The sequence below is a fragment of the Kamptonema sp. PCC 6506 genome, from assembly GCF_000180455.1.
Classification (GTDB): Bacteria; Cyanobacteriota; Cyanobacteriia; order Cyanobacteriales; family Microcoleaceae; genus Kamptonema; species Kamptonema formosum.
This window is the reverse complement of the sequence record NZ_CACA01000310.1, coordinates 1-22,852: the sequence shown is the minus strand read 5'-3', so window position 1 is coordinate 22,852 and position 22,852 is coordinate 1. Positions and strand designations below refer to the sequence as shown.

General features: G+C 46.0%; 21 protein-coding genes and 2 tRNA genes. 11 read left to right on the top strand and 12 right to left on the bottom strand.

The genetic code is table 11. From position 1 onward, the window contains the following. Window positions 1-126: 126 nt before the first annotated feature. Window positions 127-4,833 carry a DUF4347 domain-containing protein gene (locus OSCI_RS18930; protein WP_007356701.1) on the top strand — a complete coding sequence of 1,569 codons (4,707 nt, stop codon included), beginning with the start codon at window positions 127-129 and terminating at the stop codon, window positions 4,831-4,833. Window positions 4,834-5,088: 255 nt separating this feature from the next. On the opposite strand, the gene OSCI_RS18925 is transcribed toward OSCI_RS18930, so the two are convergent. From OSCI_RS18925 to OSCI_RS18895, 7 genes are all read right to left on the bottom strand, one after another. Beyond that, entirely contained in the window at window positions 5,089-5,391 is a 303-nt protein-coding gene (locus OSCI_RS18925) for a hypothetical protein (RefSeq protein WP_007356700.1), read from the bottom strand. After that, window positions 5,388-5,705: a hypothetical protein gene (locus OSCI_RS18920; RefSeq protein ID WP_007356699.1), complete on the bottom strand. Its 318-nt coding sequence runs from the start codon at window positions 5,703-5,705 to the stop codon at window positions 5,388-5,390. Before OSCI_RS18920 ends, OSCI_RS18925 begins: the two co-directional genes overlap by 4 nt. 80 nt (window positions 5,706-5,785) lie before the next feature. Beyond that, entirely contained in the window at window positions 5,786-6,154 is a 369-nt protein-coding gene (locus tag OSCI_RS18915; RefSeq protein ID WP_007356698.1) for a hypothetical protein, read from the bottom strand. Then, complete coding sequence (locus OSCI_RS18910) at window positions 6,151-6,468, bottom strand: hypothetical protein (protein ID WP_007356697.1); 318 nt, start codon at window positions 6,466-6,468, stop codon at window positions 6,151-6,153. The genes OSCI_RS18915 and OSCI_RS18910 overlap by 4 nt, the downstream gene beginning before the upstream one ends. 91 nt (window positions 6,469-6,559) lie before the next feature. Next, window positions 6,560-8,467: a 1-deoxy-D-xylulose-5-phosphate synthase gene (gene dxs / locus OSCI_RS18905; RefSeq protein WP_007356696.1), complete on the bottom strand. Its 1,908-nt coding sequence runs from the start codon at window positions 8,465-8,467 to the stop codon at window positions 6,560-6,562. Window positions 8,468-8,950: 483 nt separating this feature from the next. Next, window positions 8,951-9,862, bottom strand: a complete 912-nt coding sequence (locus tag OSCI_RS18900; RefSeq protein WP_007356694.1) for a glycosyltransferase family 2 protein — start codon at window positions 9,860-9,862, stop codon at window positions 8,951-8,953. 82 nt (window positions 9,863-9,944) lie between these two features. Next, on the bottom strand, window positions 9,945-10,775 hold the full coding sequence (locus tag OSCI_RS18895; protein WP_007356693.1) for an HpsJ family protein: 831 nt from the start codon (window positions 10,773-10,775) through the stop codon (window positions 9,945-9,947). Between the two features lie 493 nt (window positions 10,776-11,268). Here OSCI_RS18895 and OSCI_RS18885 point away from each other — a divergent pair, with 493 nt between their 5' ends. Beyond that, window positions 11,269-11,775, top strand: a complete 507-nt coding sequence (locus OSCI_RS18885; protein WP_007356692.1) for an adenylyltransferase/cytidyltransferase family protein — start codon at window positions 11,269-11,271, stop codon at window positions 11,773-11,775. Window positions 11,776-11,919: 144 nt separating this feature from the next. On the opposite strand, the gene OSCI_RS18880 is transcribed toward OSCI_RS18885, so the two are convergent. After that, the gene (locus tag OSCI_RS18880; protein ID WP_026103629.1) at window positions 11,920-12,123 is read right to left on the bottom strand and encodes a hypothetical protein; all 204 of its coding nucleotides are present in this window, start codon (window positions 12,121-12,123) and stop codon (window positions 11,920-11,922) included. Window positions 12,124-12,172: 49 nt separating this feature from the next. Between OSCI_RS18880 and OSCI_RS30175 the strand changes: the two genes are divergently transcribed. Then, a complete protein-coding gene (locus OSCI_RS30175) occupies window positions 12,173-12,373 on the top strand; it encodes a hypothetical protein (protein ID WP_148288822.1) in 201 nt (66 codons plus the stop codon). Window positions 12,374-12,500: 127 nt separating this feature from the next. On the opposite strand, the gene OSCI_RS18875 is transcribed toward OSCI_RS30175, so the two are convergent. Further along, window positions 12,501-12,581, bottom strand: a tRNA-Leu gene (locus OSCI_RS18875). 257 nt (window positions 12,582-12,838) lie between these two features. Here OSCI_RS18875 and accC point away from each other — a divergent pair. After that, window positions 12,839-14,194 carry an acetyl-CoA carboxylase biotin carboxylase subunit gene (gene accC / locus OSCI_RS18870; protein ID WP_007356689.1) on the top strand — a complete coding sequence of 452 codons (1,356 nt, stop codon included), beginning with the start codon at window positions 12,839-12,841 and terminating at the stop codon, window positions 14,192-14,194. Between the two features lie 46 nt (window positions 14,195-14,240). Here accC and OSCI_RS18865 read toward each other — a convergent pair whose 3' ends face one another. Further along, window positions 14,241-14,522, bottom strand: a complete 282-nt coding sequence (locus OSCI_RS18865; protein ID WP_026103630.1) for a YggT family protein — start codon at window positions 14,520-14,522, stop codon at window positions 14,241-14,243. 206 nt (window positions 14,523-14,728) lie between these two features. Here OSCI_RS18865 and psbX point away from each other — a divergent pair, with 206 nt between their 5' ends. The 5 genes from psbX (at window position 14,729) to OSCI_RS18840 (ending at window position 19,991) form a co-directional block, all read left to right on the top strand. Further along, window positions 14,729-14,848, top strand: coding sequence for a photosystem II reaction center X protein (gene psbX / locus OSCI_RS18860; RefSeq protein WP_026103631.1), 120 nt, complete (start codon window positions 14,729-14,731; stop codon window positions 14,846-14,848). A 302-nt stretch (window positions 14,849-15,150) separates the two neighbouring features. Continuing rightward, the gene (locus tag OSCI_RS18855; RefSeq protein WP_007356686.1) at window positions 15,151-15,939 is read left to right on the top strand and encodes a Ycf66 family protein; all 789 of its coding nucleotides are present in this window, start codon (window positions 15,151-15,153) and stop codon (window positions 15,937-15,939) included. A gap of 349 nt (window positions 15,940-16,288) precedes the next feature. Continuing rightward, on the top strand, window positions 16,289-17,413 hold the full coding sequence (locus tag OSCI_RS18850; RefSeq protein ID WP_007356684.1) for a redoxin domain-containing protein: 1,125 nt from the start codon (window positions 16,289-16,291) through the stop codon (window positions 17,411-17,413). A gap of 387 nt (window positions 17,414-17,800) precedes the next feature. Continuing rightward, window positions 17,801-19,267, top strand: a complete 1,467-nt coding sequence (locus OSCI_RS18845; protein ID WP_007356683.1) for a trypsin-like peptidase domain-containing protein — start codon at window positions 17,801-17,803, stop codon at window positions 19,265-19,267. Window positions 19,268-19,316: 49 nt separating this feature from the next. Next, complete coding sequence (locus OSCI_RS18840; protein ID WP_007356682.1) at window positions 19,317-19,991, top strand: PPC domain-containing protein; 675 nt, start codon at window positions 19,317-19,319, stop codon at window positions 19,989-19,991. A 279-nt stretch (window positions 19,992-20,270) separates the two neighbouring features. On the opposite strand, the gene OSCI_RS18835 is transcribed toward OSCI_RS18840, so the two are convergent. Beyond that, window positions 20,271-20,459: a chlorophyll a/b-binding protein gene (locus OSCI_RS18835; RefSeq protein WP_007356681.1), complete on the bottom strand. Its 189-nt coding sequence runs from the start codon at window positions 20,457-20,459 to the stop codon at window positions 20,271-20,273. Between the two features lie 59 nt (window positions 20,460-20,518). Then, the gene (locus tag OSCI_RS18830; RefSeq protein WP_007356679.1) at window positions 20,519-21,526 is read right to left on the bottom strand and encodes a succinate dehydrogenase/fumarate reductase iron-sulfur subunit; all 1,008 of its coding nucleotides are present in this window, start codon (window positions 21,524-21,526) and stop codon (window positions 20,519-20,521) included. A gap of 430 nt (window positions 21,527-21,956) precedes the next feature. Between OSCI_RS18830 and radC the strand changes: the two genes are divergently transcribed. Further along, window positions 21,957-22,688, top strand: a complete 732-nt coding sequence (gene radC / locus OSCI_RS18825; RefSeq protein WP_007356678.1) for a RadC family protein — start codon at window positions 21,957-21,959, stop codon at window positions 22,686-22,688. 63 nt (window positions 22,689-22,751) lie between these two features. Then, a tRNA-Val gene (locus OSCI_RS18820) sits at window positions 22,752-22,823 on the top strand. The last annotated feature ends 29 nt before the right edge of the window (window positions 22,824-22,852 follow it).

Below are 22,852 nucleotides of genomic sequence, written 5' to 3'. Positions count from 1 at the left end.
CTAGAAATTTACGAATAAGCCAGGTTTCTGATCTCGGCGTGCATAAGTCCTCTTCATCTGGCTGTATTTGTATTTACTGGGAAAAGTCATAATCGATCCCATTTGCATCTATCAGGAAAACTCATCATGAACAATACACAAATAGTTTTTATTGACTCTACCGTTGAAGATTACCAAAGTCTTGCACAGAGTGCGGAACCAGGAAAAGAAGTATTTATACTGGACGCGACGGAAGATGGAGTCGAGCAAATTACACAGTTACTTGCTAGCTGCACTAATATTTCTGCCATTCACATCGTTTCTCACGGCGGCCCTGGAAGTTTGCAACTGGGGGCAATTCAGCTAAATTCTCACAATTTAGACGTATACGCTAGTCAGTTTCAACAGTGGAAAAATGCTTTAACTACCAACGCTGACATCCTTCTTTATGGTTGCAACGTAGCGGCCCAAATAGAAGGGAAAAATTTTATCTCTCGCCTCAATCAACTTACGGGTGCAGATATCGCCGCCTCCAAAAGTCTTACAGGGAGTGCTGCATTAGGTGGTGATTGGGATTTAGAAGTAACAATTGGTTCGATTGAGACACCTTTGGCATTCAGCCAAGATGCGATCGCAGCTTACACCTCTGTACTGACAACTATTAATGTAAATAGCACAGCAGATACTATTGCTGTTGACGGTACGATCACTCTGCGCGAAGCAATTACTTCTCTCAATACCAATACACCCGTAAATGCCGATCTGGCCGCTATTGTTTTTAACAATACTAACGACACTATTGACCTGACTGGCATTACTGGCATAATTACCCTCGCTGCAACGCTACCAACCATTAATGAAAGCGTTACTCTGAACGGCCCTGGGGTAGGTAACTTGACAGTTGGTAATAGCGCAGTACAGATACTTAGCACTGCTAACGGCCCTGTTAGTATTTCTAACCTCACGTTTGCTAATGGAACTGGCGGCATTAATAACGGCTTCGGTGTCACCCTGAACCTCACCAACGTTAACTTCTCCAGTAATACCGCTGGGACAGGAGGTGCTCTCTTCAACAATGGCGGCACGGTGACAATAACGAGTTCCACCTTTGAGGCCAATACCGCTAATGGTTCGGGCGGCGGCGCGATCAGAAACGGTGGCGGTATTTTAACCATTGTTAACAGCAGTTTCATCGAAAATACAGCTACGGCAGCTAGCCAAGGCGGTGGTGCTATCTTGATCGATAGCGGTGCAGTAAACATTACTGGCAGCACGTTTAGGGGCAACGCTTCCCAAAACACCGACGGTGGTGGCGCGATTTTCCACAGAGGCGGCGGCGAACTATTAAGCATTACCGACAGCACTTTTACTAACAACATTTCGGCGGCTGATGGCGGTGCGATCAGAAACGATGCCACTCAGCCATTGAGTGTCACTAACAGCACGTTCAATGGCAATCAAGCCGCACAAAACGGCGGCGGTATTGTCAACAGCGGCCCGGCAACCATTACCAACAGCACGTTTTCTGCGAACACGGCAGCCCAGTTCGGTGCGATCAGAAATGGTGGCACGCTGGATCTAAGAAGCAGCACTCTTACTCTCAATAGTGCAACTAACCAAGGCGGGGGAATCTTCAACACTGCTACGGCAAATGTCCGTAACACGATTATTGCTGGGAATACGGCTCCGTTAAACCCCGATGTAGACGGCACATTTTTTACCAGTGAGGGCAATAATTTAATTGGAGACGGTACTGGTAGTAACTTCACGAATGGCACGAATAACGACCAAGTAGGTACTGCTGGCACTCCCATCAATCCAAATCTGGCAGCGCTGGCAAGTAACGGCGGCCTTACACAAACGCACGCACTGAATGCAGGCAGTCCCGCGATCGATGCGGGTAACGCGATCGCACCTACTACCGATCAGCGTAACTTAACAAGACCTTCTGGCAGCGCTGCTGACATTGGTGCTTTTGAACTACAGCAAACCGTCAGCATTACGGCCCCAACGAGTACAGCTATTGAAGGTGGAAGTACAGGTACTTTTCGCATTAGTCGCACTGGTAGCACGTTAGGTAATTTAACAGTTAATCTCGCCATTGATGGCAGTAGCACCGCTGTTGCTGCTGACTACAATCTTAGCAGTACCTTTCCTGTCACTATTCCCAACGGACAAGCTTTTGTTGATGTTACTCTCACCCCGGTTGATGATACTATTCCTGAGATTGGAGAGACGCTGCGACTGAATTTAGGTACTGGCAATTACACCATAGATACTACTAATAGTAATGCTACGGTGACAATTACAGACAACGATGCAATTTCCTATGCGATCGCGCTGACAAATCCCGCTACAGGTGTTCTAACTGAAGGCAACTCTGGCAGTCAAACTGTGACCTACACTGTCACCCGCAGCGGCGGTGTTGGGGTAGCGAGTACAGTAGATTATGCGATCGCAGGCACGGCTACTAACGGCGCAGACTACAACAATATCAATATCAATGGAAATGGCGCTAATACGGCAACAGGAACGATCGCCTTTGCCGCTGGCGAGACAAGCAAAACCATTACTGTTGATGTTTTGGGAGAAACATTAGGTGAAGCTGATGAGACAATTATTGCCACTTTGTCTAATCCGAATTTGACAGCAGCGCCGGAAAGTTCTACAGTCACCACAAGCACTGCCACCGCGACTATTACCAATGATGATAGTCCTAGCATTTCTATCAATGATGTAGTTGTCACTGAGGGAAATTCTGGTACTGTTAATGCTGCTTTTACTGCTACTCTTTCAGCCGTTTCTAATTTACCTGTTACTGTTAATTACGCCACATCAGACGCTACTGCTACCACTACTGACAGCGATTATACAGCAGCCACAGGAAGCGTAACTTTTGCCGCAGGAGAAACCACAAAAACCATTAATATTGCTGTCAACGGCGATACTAAGTTTGAACCTGACGAAACATTTAATGTCAATCTCAGCACTCCTACCAATGCGACTATTAGCAAAGCGATTGGCATTGGCACTATTACTAATGATGATACTCAATCTACCGAACCTAGTATCAGCATTAACGATATCACGGTTACAGAAGGCAACAGCGGCGCTACGAATGCTGTATTTACTGTTAGCTTAAATAATGCTAGTTCCCAAGCAGTCAGCGTTAATTACGCTACGTCTGACGGCACTGCTACTATTGGTGACAGCGATTATACAGCGGCCACAGGAAGCGTCACTTTTGCCGCAGGAGAAACCACAAAAACCATTACTATTGCTGTCAATGGCGATACTAATTTTGAAGCTGACGAAACATTTAATGTTAATCTCAGCACTCCTACTAATGCGACTATAGCAAAAGCGACTGGCATTGGCGCGATCGCAAATGACGACTTGCAGACACCAACGCCAACTCCAACCCCGACTCCAACAGGAACTCCCACACCAACTCCAACACCAACGCCAACTCCAACCCCAACAGGAACTCCAACCCCAACAGGAACTCCAACTCCAACAGGAACTCCAACCCCAACTCCAACAGGAACTCCCACACCAACTCCAACAGGAACTCCCACACCAACTCCAACAGGAACTCCCACACCAACTCCAACAGGAACTCCTACACCAACTCCGACAGGAACTCCTACACCAACTCCGACAAATACTCCAACCCCAACTCCGACAAATACTCCAACCCCAACTCCGACAAATACTCCAACTCCAACTCCAGAACCTCAAGACCCTGATTGCATTTGCAAACAGATAACCTTCCCTAGCTTAAGTGATATTCCCGGCCCAAATGCAGTCGAGAATATACTCAATGGCAGCGATCGCAACGACGACATCATCGGCGATAATGCCAATAACAGCATTAATGGATTAGATGGTAGCGATCGCCTCCTTGGTCAAGCAGGAAACGACAATATTTATGGCGGATTTCCTAACATTATCCCCATTGGCCCCGACGTAGACCCCGATTTATTGCTGGGAAATGAAGGCAATGACTACCTCAACGGTAATGCAGGCAACGATGCCATCTTCGCAGGTAAAGATAACGATATCGCGATCGGTGGCAAAGATGACGACCTGATTTTTGGCGACAAAGGTAACGATACCTTACTTGGCAATGAAGGTAATGACACCCTTTATGGCGGCACTCTTGACCCCTCTAACCTCGATTCAACAGGACAAGATTTACTTTTTGGCGGTACTGGCAATGACTACCTCAACGGGGAAGAAGGTGAAGATACTCTTTCAGGCGGTGATGGAAATGATACAGTACAGAGCGGCAAAGGCAATGACATCGCCGTAGGGGATTTAGGAGACGATTTACTTTTCGGCGATGAAGGAAATGACACTCTTTGCGGTGGTGATGGCAATGATACCATCTACGGGGATACAGGCAGTCCCCTTGCCGTCGGTACTGCGGGCGGGCAAGACCAAATGTGCGGCGGTTTGGGCGATGACTTCCTTTATGGCAATGAAGGCCAAGATACACTCAACGGCTATGTTGGTAATGATACTCTTTACGGCGGTAAAGATGATGATTATCTGATTGGTGGTGCTAATAATGACTTGTTGAAAGGCGATGAGGGCAATGATTCTCTGTTGGGAGGTAGCGGAAATGATATTTTCGCTTTAGTGATTGGAGAAGGAAGCGATACTATTTTGGACTTTCAAACAGGTCAAGATTTGATCGGATTAAGTAATGGTTTAAGTTTCTTCGATCTGAGTATTACTCAGGGCAATAATGCTGCCTTAATTCGGTTGGCGAGTACCAATGAACTGCTTGCCTCTGTGAACGGAATTTCGGCAAGTTTAATTAATGCCACAAATTTTGCCATTATCTAGAGTCTGTCTGCAAGCTATTTAGGACTTACGCACTCACTACTATTTTCTGTCATTGGCGTTGGATATCATTTCGATGCTTTTGACTGCTTATCCTACGCATTCAAGCAATCTTAAAGGGTGATTTTTTAGTTATTCTGTGCGTAAGTCCTACACTTATATAGTTGAAAAAAACTTTAGTTCGCTCCCACTTCAACTTGCTCCCAATGTTAATATACCTAATGCCATATCAACTATCAAACGCCGAGTTTTCAGCCATTACCTACCAAGTAAAATTTCCGGAACTCCATCACCAACATGAACGGGAATATCAAACTCTTGTCCATCTATTCGTACCTTTCCTGCATAAAGCTTGAAATTGAATTCTCCCTTAGCTGTCCGCATCATTTGCTGCTTAACGTAAATCCAATCAAGGCCTTCTAAATCCTGATTTTCTATCGCTAACCAGCCTGAAAAACCTGTATCTAGCATGGCATCAACTGGTAACTCTAAGCTATTAGCAGCTATTAACTCAATTTCAAAAAAAAGTTCATCCTCATCACCAAACTTTCCCTCTATCATATTGTGCCGTAAGCTCCTGTCTTGTTAATCCGAAAAACGTGCAGTTTAGTGTTGGGATGTTTCTCTTTCGCGATCTTTGTCACTACTTCTTCTTCCTTCGCAATGAAATAATCGCCACTATCAGGCTCAACAGCCATATACCAGTTATAGTGTGTTTTAATCAACTCAGGTTGAAGGCGATCGAAAACTACTTTGCAACGCTGGTAAATGTCTTCTGTTTCAGCTCGCCACTCGGCTTTCTTTTCTTGTGACCACTGGATTTCAGGAAATAATCGGCCTCGCCGGACAGTACGATTTGTTTTCGTCTCAGTCATAGTTGATTCTCCTCGATCTCAGGTGGTACTATACTTTGTAATTTAACATATCTTTCTGAACTAAATTTCGCGATCGCATTTCAACTTGCTCCCAAGGTTAACACACCTGAAGGAATATCGACTACTAACCGCCGAGTTTTCAGCCATTGCCTACCAAGTAAAATTTCCGGAACTCCATCACCAACATGAACGGGAATATCAAACTCTTGTCCATCTATTCGTACCTTTCCTACATAAATATCGAAATCAAACTCTCCCTGTGCTGTTCGCATAGTGTCCTGACGCAAATAAGACCAATTAAGCCCCTGCAAATCCTGGTTGTTAATAGCTAACCAGCCCGAAAATCCCGTATCCAGCCATACATCAACGGGTAGTGCTAGACCATCAACAGCAATTAAATCTATTTCAAAAAATAGCTCATCCTCATCACCAAACCAGCCCTCTATCATATCGTTCCACAAACTCCTGTCTCATTAATCCGAAAAACGTGAATTTTAGCATGGGAATGTTTCTCATGCGCCATCTTTGTCACGACTTCTTCATCGTCTGCAATGAAATAATCGCCACTATCGGGTTCAACTGCCATATACCAGTTATAGTGTGTTTTAATCAACTCAGGTTGAAGGCGATCGAAAACTACTTTGCAACGCTGGCGAATTTCTTTTCTTTGAGCTCGCCACTCAGCTTTCTTTTCTTCTGACCACTGGATTTCAGGAAATAATCTGCCGCGCCTTACAGTCCGAGTTGTTTTTGTTTCAGTCATGGTTAATTTTCTCTCTTATTCAAATTGTCGTAACGCCGCCCTCTGGGCATTTAAATCACCGCCCAGAGGGCGGCGTTACAATTATAGCTAACTAGACGCTAACTGTTGATAACTTCGAGCTGAAACTTGCCCGCACGCGCTCTGCAATTTGAGCTGGATTCAGACCCAATTCTGTAAAAGATTGTTCGGGAGTAGCGTGATCTACTAACACATCAGGTACACCAATTCGGATCACCTTGGCTGCAATATCTCGATCTAATAAAGATTCCGCTACTGCTGAACCAAAGCCGCCCATTACACAGCCTTCTTCCAAAGTTATAACCCGCCCAATCTTGTGAGCTAGAGGTAATATTAATTCCTCATCCAAAGGCTTAGCAAAACGCGCATTTACGACTGTTGCTTCAATACCATGTTCGCTCAAAATCTCAGCCGCCTGCATTGCTGGTTGTACCATCGATCCATAACCAAGCATGAGTACGTCGTCGCCTTGGCGCAGAATTTCACCTTTACCAATGGGCAATTCTTCCCATCCTTCTTCCATCAGGGGAACGCCGTAACCATTGCCACGAGGATAACGCATCGCAATCGGGCCGGAAGTATGATTAATACCAGTAACAATCATCCGCTGCAATTCGGCTTCGTCTTTTGGTGCCATTAATACCATATTTGGCAAACACCGCAAGTAAGAAATATCGTACATTCCCTGATGAGTTGGGCCGTCGGCACCGACGATTCCTGCCCGGTCTAAACAGAAGAAAACTGGTAACTTTTGGATGCAAACATCGTGAACTATTTGGTCATAGGCTCTTTGCAAAAAGGTAGAATAAATGGCGACAACGGGTCTAATTCCTTCGCAGGCTAATCCAGCGGCACAAGTAACGGCGTGTTGTTCGGCGATGCCAACGTCGATGTATTGTTTAGGCAGTTTTTCCTGAAATTTATCCAGGCCAGTTCCCGTTGCCATTGCCGCAGTAATAGCAACAATTTTGGGGTTATCTTCTGCTAGTTTGATCAGGGCGTGGGCAAAGACTTTTGAGTAGGCGGGAGGCTTGGGTCTGTTGGAGGGTATGGCTTTGCCAGTGGCTAAGTTAAAGGGGTTTTGGGCATGATAGCCTACTTGGTCTTTTTCTGCGATCGCATATCCTTTGCCCTTCACTGTCACGACATGAACCAATACGGGCCCTTGTATTGTATGTGCTTGTTTGAAAGTCGCAATCAATTCTTCCAAATTGTGGCCGTCCACTGGCCCCATATAAGTAAAGCCCAATTCTTCAATGACAGCGCCAACTTTCGGTACTGCTAACCGTTTCATCCCTTCTTTTAGCCGTTCCATTTCTGGGGTGAAAGTCTCGCCAACGAAGGGAATGTGCTTGAATTGTTCCTCTAGATTATCCTTGAGAAACTGAACTGGTGCGCTGAGGCGCATTTTGTTGAGATACCGGGGGATTGCGCCGACATTGGGCGAAATTGACATTTCGTTGTCGTTGAGAACGACTAATAAGTTAGTTTTCGGCAAGTGGCCGGCGTGGTTGATGGCTTCTAGGGCCATACCACCAGTTAATGCGCCGTCACCAATTACGGCTACAACTTTAAAGTTTTCGCCTTTCATGTCCCGCGCGAGGGCCATACCTAAACCGGCGGAGATGCTGGTGGAAGCGTGACCGGCACCGAAATGGTCGAATTTACTTTCGCAGCGTTTGAGGTAGCCGGCAACGCCGTCTTTTTGGCGTAGAGTATGAAAGCGATCGTAGCGACCGGTTAGCAATTTGTGAGGGTAGGCTTGGTGGCCGACATCCCAGAGGACTTTATCGCGATCGAGGTCTAGAGTCTGGTAAAGTGCGATCGTTAGTTCGACGACTCCTAATCCGGGACCGAGGTGGCCGCCGCTAGTCGCTACTGTTTCTAAATGTTTTTCTCGAATTTGCCGCGCAATCTGCTGCAATTGGTTAATGGATAGACCGTGCAGTTGATTCGGATGAGTCAGTTCGCTCAGGTGCATAAACTTTAGTTACCCTGGATAGTTATTACTTCAAGCAATTTTAACTGACTTGGCTTGCCCCTTCTGGTTCTGGTTGGTCTGGGGTACAAAAGTTAACCAATTTTATACTAACAATATATTAAATTTGTGCTAAGTGTTAAAATTTATTCTCACATGGTTGATGACAATTTGGCTCAACTTTACCCAGAAACCGGGTTTTTGAGATCGTATAGCAACCGCCACAACGATTAGGACATTATCGATCGCCCAAACCATGTCTACTATTGAATTTTCCTCCTGCCTCCTGCCTCCTGCAATATGTGGGTAACAACGAAGTATTTTCGTCAAAAAACCCGGTTTCTTTATGAATGTTCTTGTTGATAGTTCCGTTTGGTCGCTGGCTTTGCGGCGCAACACAAAAAATGATGCGATCGCGCTAAGGAAAAAAGAGCGATCGCCTAATAAAATGGAGGCTAGGTACTAAAGAAAACATTTGCCGATGGATTAAAAAACCGATGGATTTGATTGCGGTTCTTTCCTCTGCAATTCTAACTTAGTTTCTTCGCCAGAAAGCTGTTTACCACTAGCATCTAACTTTGGCAAAGGCATATTTCTCATTTCCCAAACTTTAATTGATATTAGATATTCATAGAAAGCTTGTAGCGTACACCAAGCAAATCCCGGTTGACCATCCAGAAACCCACCCAGCAAAAAATACATATAGAAAAAGCGCACTAACGGTCTTAAAGGCAAACGCAAAGAGATGTCCTTTAAAGCTCTACGCCTGTTTACTTCAGTGGCCCCAAAAAACAAATCCCACCAATTGACTTTACCCGCTTCTAATTGGCGTAAAATTTCTGCGGCTTCGTCAGTAGAATAGCGATTGTGTTTCTCAATCCAGCGGGAAATACCTTTGCTACAGGTATAGTGCGGATAGGTTTCTTTTAAAAAGCTAGTAGGGCCGTCGCAAATTTCTCGTTCGGCGTGACCGTAATCCCCAAACCGGACTTTATCTTTGCGAAATAGGCGCATTTGATGGCGAGGATATTGCGTGCTGCGGCGAATCCACCGCTCCATAAATATTACCCGCTCTGCGACATAATAACCGATGTAGTTCTGATTTTTTATAGCTTCAGAACATTCATTAAAAAGTTCTGAGGTCATCCGTTCATCTGCTTCGAGAATGTAAACCCATTCGTATTTAGTGGGTACTTCTTCTAGCATCCAAGTCCGCTGCTTCCCGTGAGTTTCAAAGGCGTGTTGCACGATTTGCACGGGATAGCGGCGGACTATTTCAATGGTGCGATCGGTGCTGAAAGAGTCAATTACAATGATGTCATCCGACAGAATCGCCGATTCAATGCAAGCGGCGATGTCAATTTCTTCGTTGTAAGTCAGAATATAAATTGAGAACATTCCAAGCTTTCAGTGAGGGCAATGCTAGGCTGGTGACGAGTTTTCAGGATGCCCTAATTTTCGTGCTGCCATCCGGGTTACTTTAAGCTTTGCGACGACCGGCTCGCAAAATCCCCATACTTCTTAATCCAGTCCAGCCAATAGTAATGTAGCCGATCGCTAAGAGTAAACTGTTAATACCAGTTTGTAGGCTGGAGTTACGCGATCGCGTTCTGATCTCTTTTTCTTTTTGCTGTTTGCGGGTGGTAATCTCTTTAATCGCCTGGGTTGGCAGAGATTGGGCTTGCTGGTCGAGAAATGTTTCCAGGGCTTTGGGGTTACTTTTAGCCTCTTGAAGTAATTTTTTTAACTCTGGTGGGGTTTGTGGGTTCTGGAGTACCTCCTGCAATTTTTGTTCGTCGCCAAGTACGCTGGTGATTTGGCTGCGGCGTTGGCTTTTGAGTTGTTCGATCTGAGTTTTGAATTGATCGCTGCTAAGCTGGGCATTAAGTTGATTTTCGGCGGCGGTGGCTTCGCGATCGATCTGAGCAAGACTTTCTGTGACTTCTAGGCGAGTATTGTTGAGGTGGACGGGAACTACCAGCAGGTAGAATAGCCCGACTAAGCTGGAAAACAAGATTGCCCAAAATCTGAGGTCGAGGCCAATGTTGCGGGGTTCATGGACAATTCCCGAACTGCTGTCAACCCAAAAACCTGTAAATAGAAGGGCAATACCTGTCATGGGCAGAATTCCTCGGTCAACTACTTGAGTTGTTAAGGCAATTTGCCAGCCTCTAGTGAGAAAATCAGAGGATTCGTTGGGAATCGACAGGATTAAGCAGTCGAATACGGCGGACAAAATCAATATAATACCGACTACTTTTAAAGTCCGAGCGGCCATAGAGGAAATTTGACGGCTATTAGTTGCTTTCATTTAGATTCTGCTTAATGAGTTAGGTTATTTTCCACCAAAATAGATTATGTTTGCTACGGGCTTACATCCCCTTTGGGATACATCGGACTTACGCAATCTAACCTATCCCTCCTCTACCAGGGGAGGGGAAATTTCTTTGTTTGTTTGTTTCTCCCCCTTCCCTTTTAAGGAAGGGGGCTGGGGGTTAGGTCTTTGGTCTTTATCAAAAATGAGATACTCCCACGCGCGATCGTTGACCCTGCACCGACGGTTTAAAGAAGGAGGGGCTAAAGTATCCCCTGTCTTATAGTAATTGATTAGGAGAGTGAGCTGGACAAGAGAATCGAGGTGGGAAGTCTGGGGGTTGGCCGTTATCAAAAGTTGCGATCGCTGATTCGATCTCGTTGGATGCCCGAAGTTTAAATTTATGGGAAGGAATAATCTAAAATTTAAAATCAATTGCCCTAAATTTAGTTTTGGCACTGCCAATTGGAAATCTAATGTCTAGAATTGCATGATTTCAGGTGTTTATACTTTGACGGAACTTGAGGATGCGATCGCTGCTGACCCCCTGCTGTGGCGACCTTTGGTGTTTACTAATGGCTGCTTTGATATTATCCACGCGGGTCATGTCCGATATTTGCAGGCGGCGAAAGCTTTGGGGCGATCGCTCGTAGTAGGTTTAAATAGCGATGCTAGCGTCCAAGCTATCAAACCGCAACAGCTTGGTTCTCCTTCCCGCCCCATTGTACCGGAAAGGCAGCGGGCAGAAGTATTGGCGGCATTAAAACCAGTAGCAGCAGTGGTAATTTTTGCCGATCCTACGGCTAATAAATTGATAGAGAGGCTGAAGCCAAATATTTATGTTAAAGGCGGTGACTACCTAATTGAAACTTTGCCGGAAGCCCCAGTCGCACAAGCTATCGGCTGTGAGATTTGTTTGATCGAAGTCGAGATTCCTAGTTCTACAACTGCCCTAATTAACCGTATTTTGGGGAAGAGCTGTACAGATAAAAGTTAACTTTTATCAATAAAATTGCGATCTAGCAACCGCCACAACGGTTAAGACACTACCTCATGGCCCAAACTATTGACTCTCTTACCCTCTTCCCCTTCTTCCCCTTCTTCTTCCCCTAGCCCCTAGCCCCTAGCCCCTAGCCCCTTCTTAATCCACCACTCTCAACACCCCTCGGCGCAAACCATCAAAAACTCGGTCAATTTGTTCATGTTCCTCCATAGTCAAAGCCTCTTTAGACATCATCGCCGCCATAAACCTTCGCTGATCGGCACGAGTAATCTTGCGATTGATAAAGATGCGCTTTACCATTTCCTCAACACTGGCGCTGTTTAAATTCTCTTGAGATTGCATCCCTGTCATAACTCTCCACGGATTGACAAATCCCCATCACTTCAAAATTATGGGTATTTCCAGCAGCTTTTCTAATTCAAATCTTAATTTCTTAGATGCAATCCCGACTAGCTGCTCACTTTATCAACATATCAGAATTCTCAACCGCGCGATCGCCTTACCCTCCCAAAAAAAACGAGACTGGGAAACGCGATCGCCCCAGCCTCGTCCGGCAGGTCTTAGTTTTCAACTGTTCGTCCTTAGCAATTAGGAAATTACTAATTACTTAAGTTGTATAACAACCCCCAAGGAGTTTAAGACACTCTGAATTCCTAAACCCCTTGATTCTATTCCCTTCTTCCCCTAGCCCCTAGCCCCTAGCCCCTAGCCCCTAAATATGCGGATGGCGAGACTCGAACTCGCAAGGACAAGCCACACGCCCCTCAAACGTGCGCGTATACCAATTCCGCCACATCCGCTCTTTGAGTTTTGAGTTTTAAGTTTGGAGATTGCTTCGTACCTCGCAACACTGCGCGGTTTTGAGTTGAAGATTTTTCTTCAGACCCACCACTTGCAACCTCTACTTTTTCACTCTACTACTGCCGATTTACAATCTTAACACCAAAACCCGATAATTGTGCAACAAATTTCTTTAAACTAGATTTTGGGTAATATTCATTACCAGAATATACCGAAAAGGCTTATTCTACAGATCGCAGAGTCACAAGTACCAAAGATGGGGTTTTCCAAACTCTTAATTGCCAATCGCGGAGAAATCGCCCTCCGTATCATCCGCACCTGCGAAGAGATGGGGATTCCAACCGTCGCGGTACACTCCACCATAGATCGCCACGCCCTCCACGTCCAATTAGCGGATGAAGCCGTTTGCATCGGTGAACCCACCAGTAGCAAAAGCTATCTAAACATCCCTAACATCATCGCCGCTGCCCTCACCCGCCACGCCACAGCCATTCACCCCGGCTACGGTTTCCTAGCGGAAAATGCCAAATTTGCCGAAATTTGTGCAGATCACCAGATTACCTTCGTAGGCCCTTCCCCAGAAGCCATGCGATCGATGGGGGACAAATCCACAGCCAAAGAAACCATGCAGCGCGTCGGCGTACCCACAGTACCGGGTAGCGGCGGATTATTAAAAGACGAAACTGAAGCGATCGCGATCGCCCGTGAAATTGGCTATCCCGTAATGATCAAAGCCACAGCCGGCGGCGGTGGGCGCGGCATGAGGCTAGTTCGAGAAGAATGCGAACTGCCCAAACTTCTAGCCGCCGCCCAAGGTGAAGCTGATGCCGCCTTTGGCAACCCAGGCATTTACCTAGAAAAATTCATCGAATGCCCTCGCCATATCGAAATTCAAATCCTAGCTGACTCTCACGGTAACGTTATCCATCTCGGCGAGAGAGACTGTTCCATCCAACGGCGACATCAAAAACTCCTTGAAGAAGCCCCCAGCCCCGCCCTTACTCCCAAATTGCGAGAAAAAATGGGTCACGCCGCTGTTAAAGCTGCCAAATCCATCAACTACACTGGCGCGGGTACTGTCGAATTTCTACTTGACAAATCCGGCAAATTCTACTTCATGGAAATGAACACCCGCATCCAAGTAGAACATCCCGTTACCGAAATGATTACCGGCCTTGACCTAATCGCCGAACAAATTCGCATCGCCCAAGGTGAAAAATTGCAACTGAATCAACATCAAGTTGTAATGAACGGTCACGCCATAGAATGTCGCATTAATGCCGAAGACCCCGACCATAACTTCCGCCCCCATCCCGGCAGGATCAGCGGCTATTTGCCTCCTGGGGGCCCCGGCGTGCGAATGGATTCTCACGTCTACACAGATTACGAGATCCCGCCTTATTATGATTCTTTGATTGGCAAATTGATCGTCTGGGGACGCGATCGCCCCACAGCCATCCGCAGAATGAAACGCGCCCTCCGAGAATGCGCCATCACCGGCGTACCCACAACCATCGGCTTCCATCAAAAAATCCTAGAAACCCCAGCCTTCCTTGCCGGCGAAGTCTACACAAATTTCGTTGAGGAGTGGATGCGTCAAAACAAACGTTAATAGTTAACAGTTAACAGTTAACCGTTAACAGTTAACCGTTGACTAATTACATCATCGTCAGCAATCCTTGTTGACCCAATAGCATCTCCCGCAGGAGACTAACAATACCTACCCAAATAATCGGCGTGATGTCCACCCCCCCAATTGGAGGCACGATCTTCCTCATCGGGATTAACAAGGGCTCTGTCGGCCAAGCAATTAAGCTAAAGGGTAGTCTATTCAAGTTCACCTGCGGATACCAAGTCAGGACAATGCGGAAAATAAAGAGCAAGGTCATTACCACCAGCACAAAGCCCAGTATCCAACTCGCAATCGTAATAGAACTCATGTCAGCCATTAATATCTTAAGTATTGTAAAGTAACTTTCTCATAATTTTAACCCTTTTGCCGACTAATTCCGAGCCAGAATGGGGCGCGATGAAGAAAGTCGGCTTCGCGATCGCAGCAACCCACACAAATAGCTGCTTCTCAAGAAGACCAGGGATGTATAAAATTAATAAAAATCAAATTCTTGTAATAGAGGGCTTTGGATCTATGACTCCTTCACTAGCTAACTTTTTCTACAGTCTGCTTTGGGGTGCTGGGCTTGTATTAATTCCCGCAACAGTCGCACTGATCTTTATCAGCCAGAAAGATAAGATCAAACGCACCTAATCAGGTTAAGAATGGGTTAACTGTTAACTGTTAACGGTTAACTGTTACCGGTTGACAGAAAAACAGCGAACGGTCAATGGTCAACAGTTAATGCTCTTCCTTTTTCCTGGTACTTATAAGCTAGGACTTACACTCATAGACCTCGATCGCCTACTTTTTTACCAAATCTGCGATGCTCTACCGAAGTATTTTCGTAAAAAACCCGGTTTCTGGGCCCATGAGTGTAAGTCCGATCGGCTTAATCTCAGTAGAGATTTTATGTCTAAATCGTTAACATTAGGACTGACATAGGAGAAAGGCTAATGGTTAATTTTGGATTGAACTGGAGCAGTCTGCTGGGAATCGTCCTAGCAGTGGCCGGCGCAGGCCTGTACTTTCTGCGATCTTGGAAACCCAAACTAGCGCGAGATCACGATATTTTCTTTGCCGCTGTAGGCTTGCTGTGCGGCGGTATCCTGCTATTTCAAGGATGGCGACTAGACCCCATTCTGGCTTTCGGTCAGTTCCTTCTTTCTGGTACCGCCATCTTCTTTGCAGTAGAAAGCGTTAATTTGCGCGGCGCTGCAACGGCTGGCGCAAAAAGCCGCAACCAGATAGTAGATGAAGAGCGACCGGTCAGCAATGCCTACGCTTATGATAGTTATGACGCTGAGCTAGAACGACTTGAACCAGAAGAAGATTATCCTCCCCGTCCCCGAATTAGAGCAAGTCAAGATCCACGTTCCACGCGGGACAGCTATGATGAAGAACCGCGCCGCCGCCCATCAAGTCGTAGCAGTACACCCAGACCAGACTTAGGAGAAAAATCCCGCAAGCGGCCCGTGCGTCCCGGAACCTCCCCAACAGAGAAACCCGACGACTGGGAAGGAAGCGATCGCGAAGACAAGCCTACTCGCACGCGCAATAGCCGTCCCTCTGGGTCAGAGAGCCGTAACCCCGAAACTACAAGACCAAAAAGAAGCCGTCCTCCTGAAGAATCGAGGTCTCGCCGGAGTAGAGGTAGCGAAGACCCAACACCAGCAGACTATGTTGAGTATCGACCAGTAGATTACCCCGACGATAACACAGGCAATTCGACCAATTTTGAATAATCAGCAAAGGAGAAACTGGTAATTGAGAATTGGGAATTGGTAATTTGTCAAGGGGGAAAAAGAATCAATTTATTAGGAGTGAGGGGGAGAAAGATAAAAATTTCCCCCTCACCTTTTAGATTAAGGGCAGAGGTTTCTTCCGTATTCGGATAAAAACGGGAAGGCTTCCCTCTTAACCAGTACTTACGCAAAAAACCCGTAACGCCGCCATCTTGGCGGTCAAGTCACCGCCAAGATGGCGGCGTTACGTAAGTAATGCGTAAGTCTTATTAACTAAAATACAAAAACTGGGAACAAGAAATAAACAAAAAACAACAATTATCAATGAAAGATTAATATACAACTGACTATGCGATTACTTGAAATTGGCGATCCTGCTCCTTGGTTCTCTCTTCCTTCTACAGTCAACCCCTTGTTTCATTTCTCTACTGTTGGAGGTCGGCGGATCGTGCTGTTTTTCTGTGGCAGCACTGCCTTTGAGCCAATCCAAATTATGCTTAAATCCTTCCAAAATCTCCGAGCAGAATTTGAGCAATTACAAGTCCTATTTTTTGCTGTCAGCATCGATCCTGCTGATAAAGATCGAAATTTCCCTGCGGAAATCGCCCCTTCATTCATATTTTTCTGGGACTTCGATAAAACCGTAAGTAATAAGTACGGTGTTTGTCAAACAGTTGAGCAAGGAGAAACTATAGGTCTTCAATATGCTCCCTGTACCTTCGTTCTTAACGAAAATCTTCAGGTATTAAACATTTTTCCTATGGGAGATCCCGCTCAACACGCCGAGCAAGTCTTGCGTTTTTTCAAAGCTTTGCCCCCTGTTGAACAAGCCCGCCCCGCAAGCAGACACGCCCCAGTCCTAGTTATTCCTAATGTTTTGGACAAAGCTTTTTGCCGTAGTTTGATTGAGTTTTATCAAGCCGAAGGCGGTAGTCCTTCTGGTTTTATGAGGCAAATAGAGGGGAAAACAGTAGGTTTGTTAGACGATAGCTTCAAGAAGCGACAAGACGTATTTATTCAGGAGCCTAAATTACAACAAAAGTTGAGTGATTTGATCGTTCGTCGTGTCTGCCCGGAGGTAGAAAAGGCATTTCAGTTTAAAATAACTAGGTTTGAACGCTATCTTGTGGGTTGTTACGATGCCGATAGTGGCGGCTACTTCCGGTCCCACCGCGATAACACCAGTAAAGCTACACTGCACCGACGCTTTGCGATGACTCTTAACCTAAATGTAGGAGAATATATGGGTGGATATCTACGGTTTCCAGAGTACGGGCCTAACGGCTATCGAGGGGAGATTGGAACTGCGATCGTCTTTTCTTGCTCGGTGTTGCACGAGGCGACACCAGTAACTAGGGGTCAACGTTTTGCTCTTTTGTCCTTTTTCTATAATGACGAGGATGCTAAAGTGCGCGAAGCCAATTTTAAGTATCTTGCTAACGAACCAGCGTTGAGAATTCGGGAACCAGTTTGAGAATGGTCTATAAATAAAGAAGCGAGTCTTTGATTGTGAGTGTTGCAACCCGATCGGGACTTAGGCACTTTGACTACAGAAACCGGGTTTTTTACTGAATCTGCGGGCGGTAACGAAGTATATTCGGAAAAAACTGTTTGGACTTCGGTGGAAGTGCGGTTTCTGGGCCCATGAGTGTAAGTCCTACTGATATTAAATCGGGACTTAAACCCAGCGATTAATCTGGCCGGAGCCCCATTAGAGAAAGTAAGGCTAGTTCAGCCTGAAGTTATTCCTGTGGACTGGAAGGGGCCGACTTCCCAGGATGAAGCAGGAAGTGAACATCAGCTTACGATCGGTAGGTTTGAGTAAGTTTCATAGAATGGCATTGAGCGGATAAAAAATAAGATGAATTTCAAAATTTTGGGCTTGGCATTATCGGGAATCTTAACAGTTGGATCGGCACTGGGAGCAAGTGTGGCTGCCACGCCATCACTTCAGGGGGTGCAGGGCTTAACGCAAGTTAAGCTGAGGCATTTAGAGGGTGCGATCGCTCAACAAGATGTTGACGAAACCACAAATATCCGCGTCTACGAACGAGCTAGTCCCGCTGTCGTTACCATCGATACGGACAAAGCTAACGGTAGCGGTACGATCGTTACTCCAGATGGGATGGTGTTGACTAACGCTCACGTTGTCTCCGAAGGCGGAACTGTGACGGTAATTCTGGCAGACGGTAGCAAAGTTACAGCCGATGTGATTGGCTTTGGGGAAGACGGTTTAGACCTAGCTGTGGTGAAAATACGCGATCGCACTAATTTACCGACAATTCCTCTGGCGGCTGCTGGTTCGATAAAAGTTGGTCAGCGGGCCTATGCGATCGGCAATCCCTTTGGTCAATTTCAGGGTACTTTTACTGTCGGGATCGTCAGCCGCATGGACAAAGATCGAGGCTTGATTCAAACCGATGCTGCCATCAATCCAGGTAATTCTGGGGGGCCTTTACTAAATAGCGCTGGAGAATTAATTGGAGTCAACACTTCGATTTTTACTCGCGGTCAAGGTGGAGGTAATATTGGCATTGGTTTTGCCATCTCTGTAGACAAAGTGCCGCCATTCCTAACAGCGGTGCGAGAAGGTCGAGCTTCCCGCGTCTCCCAGAGGCGAGGTTCGATTTTTGGCAGCCAACAACCTCAAAAATTGATGCTAAACGGGCCAATGGTCAATGGCAAGCTTACAGACAAGTCCAGCATCTTGCCAGTGGACAATAGCTTTTTTGACCTCTACTCCTTTGAGGGTAAAGCTGGCCAGGAAGTGACGATTGATATGAAGAGCGAAGATATTGACCCTTATTTGATTTTGTTGGGGCCTCTTCAGCGCGAAATCGCTCAAGATGATGATGGTGGGGGTAATAAAGATGCTCGCATTGTGGTGACGTTACCCGCAGATGGTACTTACACTATACTGGCAAATTCTTATGAAGCACGGCAATCGGGGTCTTATACTTTACAACTTAAGGGTAGTGCGCCGACTCGGGTTGCTCCGCCAGAGTCAAGAAGTATAATTTTGCAGGAAGATGGGGTTTTAGCTGAAGGTGCTCCTGTACTTGAGTCTGACGGGAGTCTTTACCGCGAGTATACTTTTGAAGGCCGTGCCGGACAGTCTGTCAGGATTACGCTCGAAAGTTCTGAGTTTGATCCGTATTTGGCATTGTTTGGCCCGAATAGCAGGTTAGTTGCGGAAAATGACGACATTACTGAGTCAAGTCAAGATGCTGCGATCGCTGTGACTTTACCTGTTGCGGGTACTTATCGAGTGATTGTTAATGCTTATGATTCTACAGGTCGAGGCCGCTACACTCTGACAGTCCGTTAAAAACAGAGAAAGGAAAGGTCTTTTTCTTTATTCCAAATTGAGGTAATTCATGCGTCAAGTTAGATTTTGGGCGATCGCGCCAGTTAGCCTACTAGCTGCTTTTTCTGGCAACCCAGTCATTGCTGCGCCAGTGTCCCAGTCTAGTCAGGTTGTTGGCAACACTAGCTCTTCCTTCGTTTCAGCAGAATTTCCTCAGAGGAAGTCTGTTCTTTTGTCTGCGGCTAATTCTGTTTTAGCTCAGGAGAGTCCTGAACCGTCGCCTTCTCCATCAGTATCGCCATCTCCTAGACCTTTACCACCTTCTCCTAGACCTTTGCCACCCTCGCCGAGCCCTTCCGAATCGCCATCTAGTGTGATCTTGGAAAAAGACGGGGAACTGAGCCCTACTAACTCGTCTGTACTGGAAATTGATGGAAGTCTGTTCGACCAATATAGCTTTGACGGTCGTCAGGGTCAAAATGTGACTATTACTTTAGAAAGTCCTGATTTTGATACCTATTTAGCACTGTTTGATTCCACTGGCAAATTGATTGAAGAAGCTGACGATATGGGAGATAGTTGCAACTATCAAGATGAGACGACCAAGAAAGATTTTATTAGCAAGGGGTTGTGCAATTCTAGGCTAAGTATTACTTTACCCGCCACTGGCAACTATAAAGTAATTGTCAATGGTCGAGATAAAACCGATCGTGGTAAGTACACCTTGACTATCCGTAACAATTAAAAAAGGCAGGGGAAAGTAAAATTCAAATATTGCTTTCCCCTTGATGATAGCTTCCGATCCCAATTCTCCAAAGTTATACAACAGTATAGGCAGAAGGCAGGATGGAAGAGGCAAGAGGTCGATCTTCTGAAGTTAACTCAACAATGCAGATTGTCTCAATAATTTGGACAATTGGGATCGGAAGCTAAAAACATTAGGTTGGGTAAGACGAAGTGAAACCGACCACCTTGGGAATTAAAAATTCTTCATTAATTCGGATGCCAAAGGCATCGATATAAATTACATCCCCAACCAGGTAAAGAAATCCTGGCGGGTGAAGAATTCTAGCAATAACAGCGCTACAAATCCGATCATAGCAAAACGTCCATTAATTTGTTCAGCATAGGGAGTCCAACCAAAGGCAGGTTCGGGTTTATTTGAGGTTTCAGGAGTTGATTTTGGTGGGGAAGTTGGGGTTTCAGATGTCATTTTTGTTTAAAATTTTAGGTGAGGAATTGACTGCTACAACTGCGATGATTGCCAATAGATTAGTCTTCTAAGTTTTGCACAGATTCGATCAGCGATCGCACTGTTTCTCTACCTTCTGATGGTTCAAACGATAGAGGAAATTTACCTCTAGCAATCATGCGTAAACCCAAGGGGCCAAGACTAAGCAAACCTTTGATATCGCGGAAGTAGTTACCTACTACTTGTACACCAAATTTACGCTCATCAATCCAACCGCCTTGCTTGACTAAATCAATTAAGACTTTGCGGTGGCGGATGGAACGGCTGGCTTGTGCGTCTTTGCGATCGAGGATGTCTTGTTTAATTTTACCAATTTGATCCATTGGTGCAACATCCATTGGGCAAACAGAATTACAGTAGTAACAGCGGGTACAACCCCACACCCCAACTGTGCCTTGATTGTATTTTTCTAGTCTGTTTTCTGTATCGCTGTCGCGGTTATCTGCTACCATGCGGTAGGCTTTGGCGAGGGCGTGAGGGCCGACAAATTCGGGATTAACTTCGCGGGCATTACATTCAGAATAACAGGCTCCGCAGAGTATACAATTACCTGTTTGATTGAGTTTTTCTCGTTCTTCAGGTGTTTGGAGAAATTCACGTTCGGGAATTTTTCTAGCTTCGGTACTGACGTAGGGTTCGACGGCTTCTAGGTTATTCCAAAAGCTGGTCATATCTACGACTAAATCTTTAATCACTGGCATATTACCCATTGGGGCAATTGTGATTTCGGGGATTGAGTCGGTGGGGGTTTGGGCTGAGTTTGCCTTGGCAATTTCTTGGAGTCTTTTGACTTCGCTACCGATGTTTTCTTTGCAGGCTAATGCGGATCGACCGTTAATTCGCATGGAACAACTACCGCAAATTGTGTTGCGGCAATTTTTACGGAAGGCTAGGGTTCCGTCTTGTTCCCATTTGATGCGGTTGAGGCAGTCGAGGACGGTGTTTCCTGGTTCTGCGTCGATGGTGTAGGTCTGAAATTCGGGGGCGGAGTTTTGGGTTTGGCGAGTTATTTTAAAGCGGATTTGCATAGTTGAATTTGGGGGAGTTATAGCAGAAGGCAGGAGGCAGGAGGCTCTTATGTAGGAGGAAAATGCAATACTAGAAATGGTTTGGGCGATCGGAAATGTCCTAACCGTTGTGGCGGTTGCTATATATCTATTTTAGGGCTTAATCTTTAGTAATAAGCAATAAGTCCGGGCGAATAAATTCGCGGCTACACAAATAAAATGAAGCCTTGGCGAATATAATTCGCGGCTACACAAACGAAGTGCGCCTTCGCGGACTGTAGAATTTTAACCCGCGTAGGTGGGTTTGGTTTGTGTAGATGCGGTTTTAACCGCCAATTTTCAGTAGAATTTTAACCCGCGTAGGCGGGTTTGGTTTGTGTAGATGCGGTTTCAACCGCCGAGTTTAAAGTAATATGGTTTCATTGTCTAAGTTGCGATCGCAGGTGCATAAATGACATACAGCCTGAGAATTGCTGATTTACCAACGAATGAACGGCCCCGCGAACGATTAATGGCAATTGGGGCTAAAAGTCTCTCAACGGCGGAGTTAATCGCGATTCTCTTGGGTACGGGTCAGGGGCCTGGCAAGCTTTCGGCGGTGGGTCTGGGACAATTTATTTTAAATCAATTAAGCCTACATCAGCGCGATCCGCTGTCTATATTGCGAAATATTAGCGTTCAGGAGTTGACGCAAATTCACGGGATTGGGCCGGCGAAGGCGACAACGATTTTGGCGGCGGTTGAGTTGGGAAAGCGGGTTTTTCAGTCGCGATCGCCTGATTTGGCGATGATTGATAGTCCCCAGGCGGCCGCAGACGCGCTAAGTCAGGATTTGATGTGGAAGCAGCAGGAACATTTCGCGGTGTTGTTGCTGGATGTGAAAAATCGGTTGTTAGGGACGCAGGTGCTCACGATTGGGACGGCGACGGAGACTTTGGCCCATCCACGAGATATTTTTCGGGAAGTGATTCGTCAGGGGGCCACGCGCGCGATCGTTTCTCACAATCACCCATCGGGGAATCTGGAACCGAGCCCAGAAGATATTGCTTTAACTAAGCAATTGTTAGCGGGGGCGCAGTTTTTGGCGATTCCGCTGTTGGATCATTTGATTTTGGGAAATGGGGATTTTCGGAGTTTGCGACAGACTACGAGTTTGTGGGAGGAGTACCCGCAGGGGGATTGAGGGAGGAAAGGTTAATTTGGAGGTTGATTTATTTTGGTTGGTTGTGTTATATTTGTTATTCGCGGGCGATTAGCACAGTGGTAGCGCACTTCCTTCACACGGAAGGGGTCACAGGTTCAAATCCTGTATCGCCCATTTATAGAACCCATTTGACATCTTTTAGA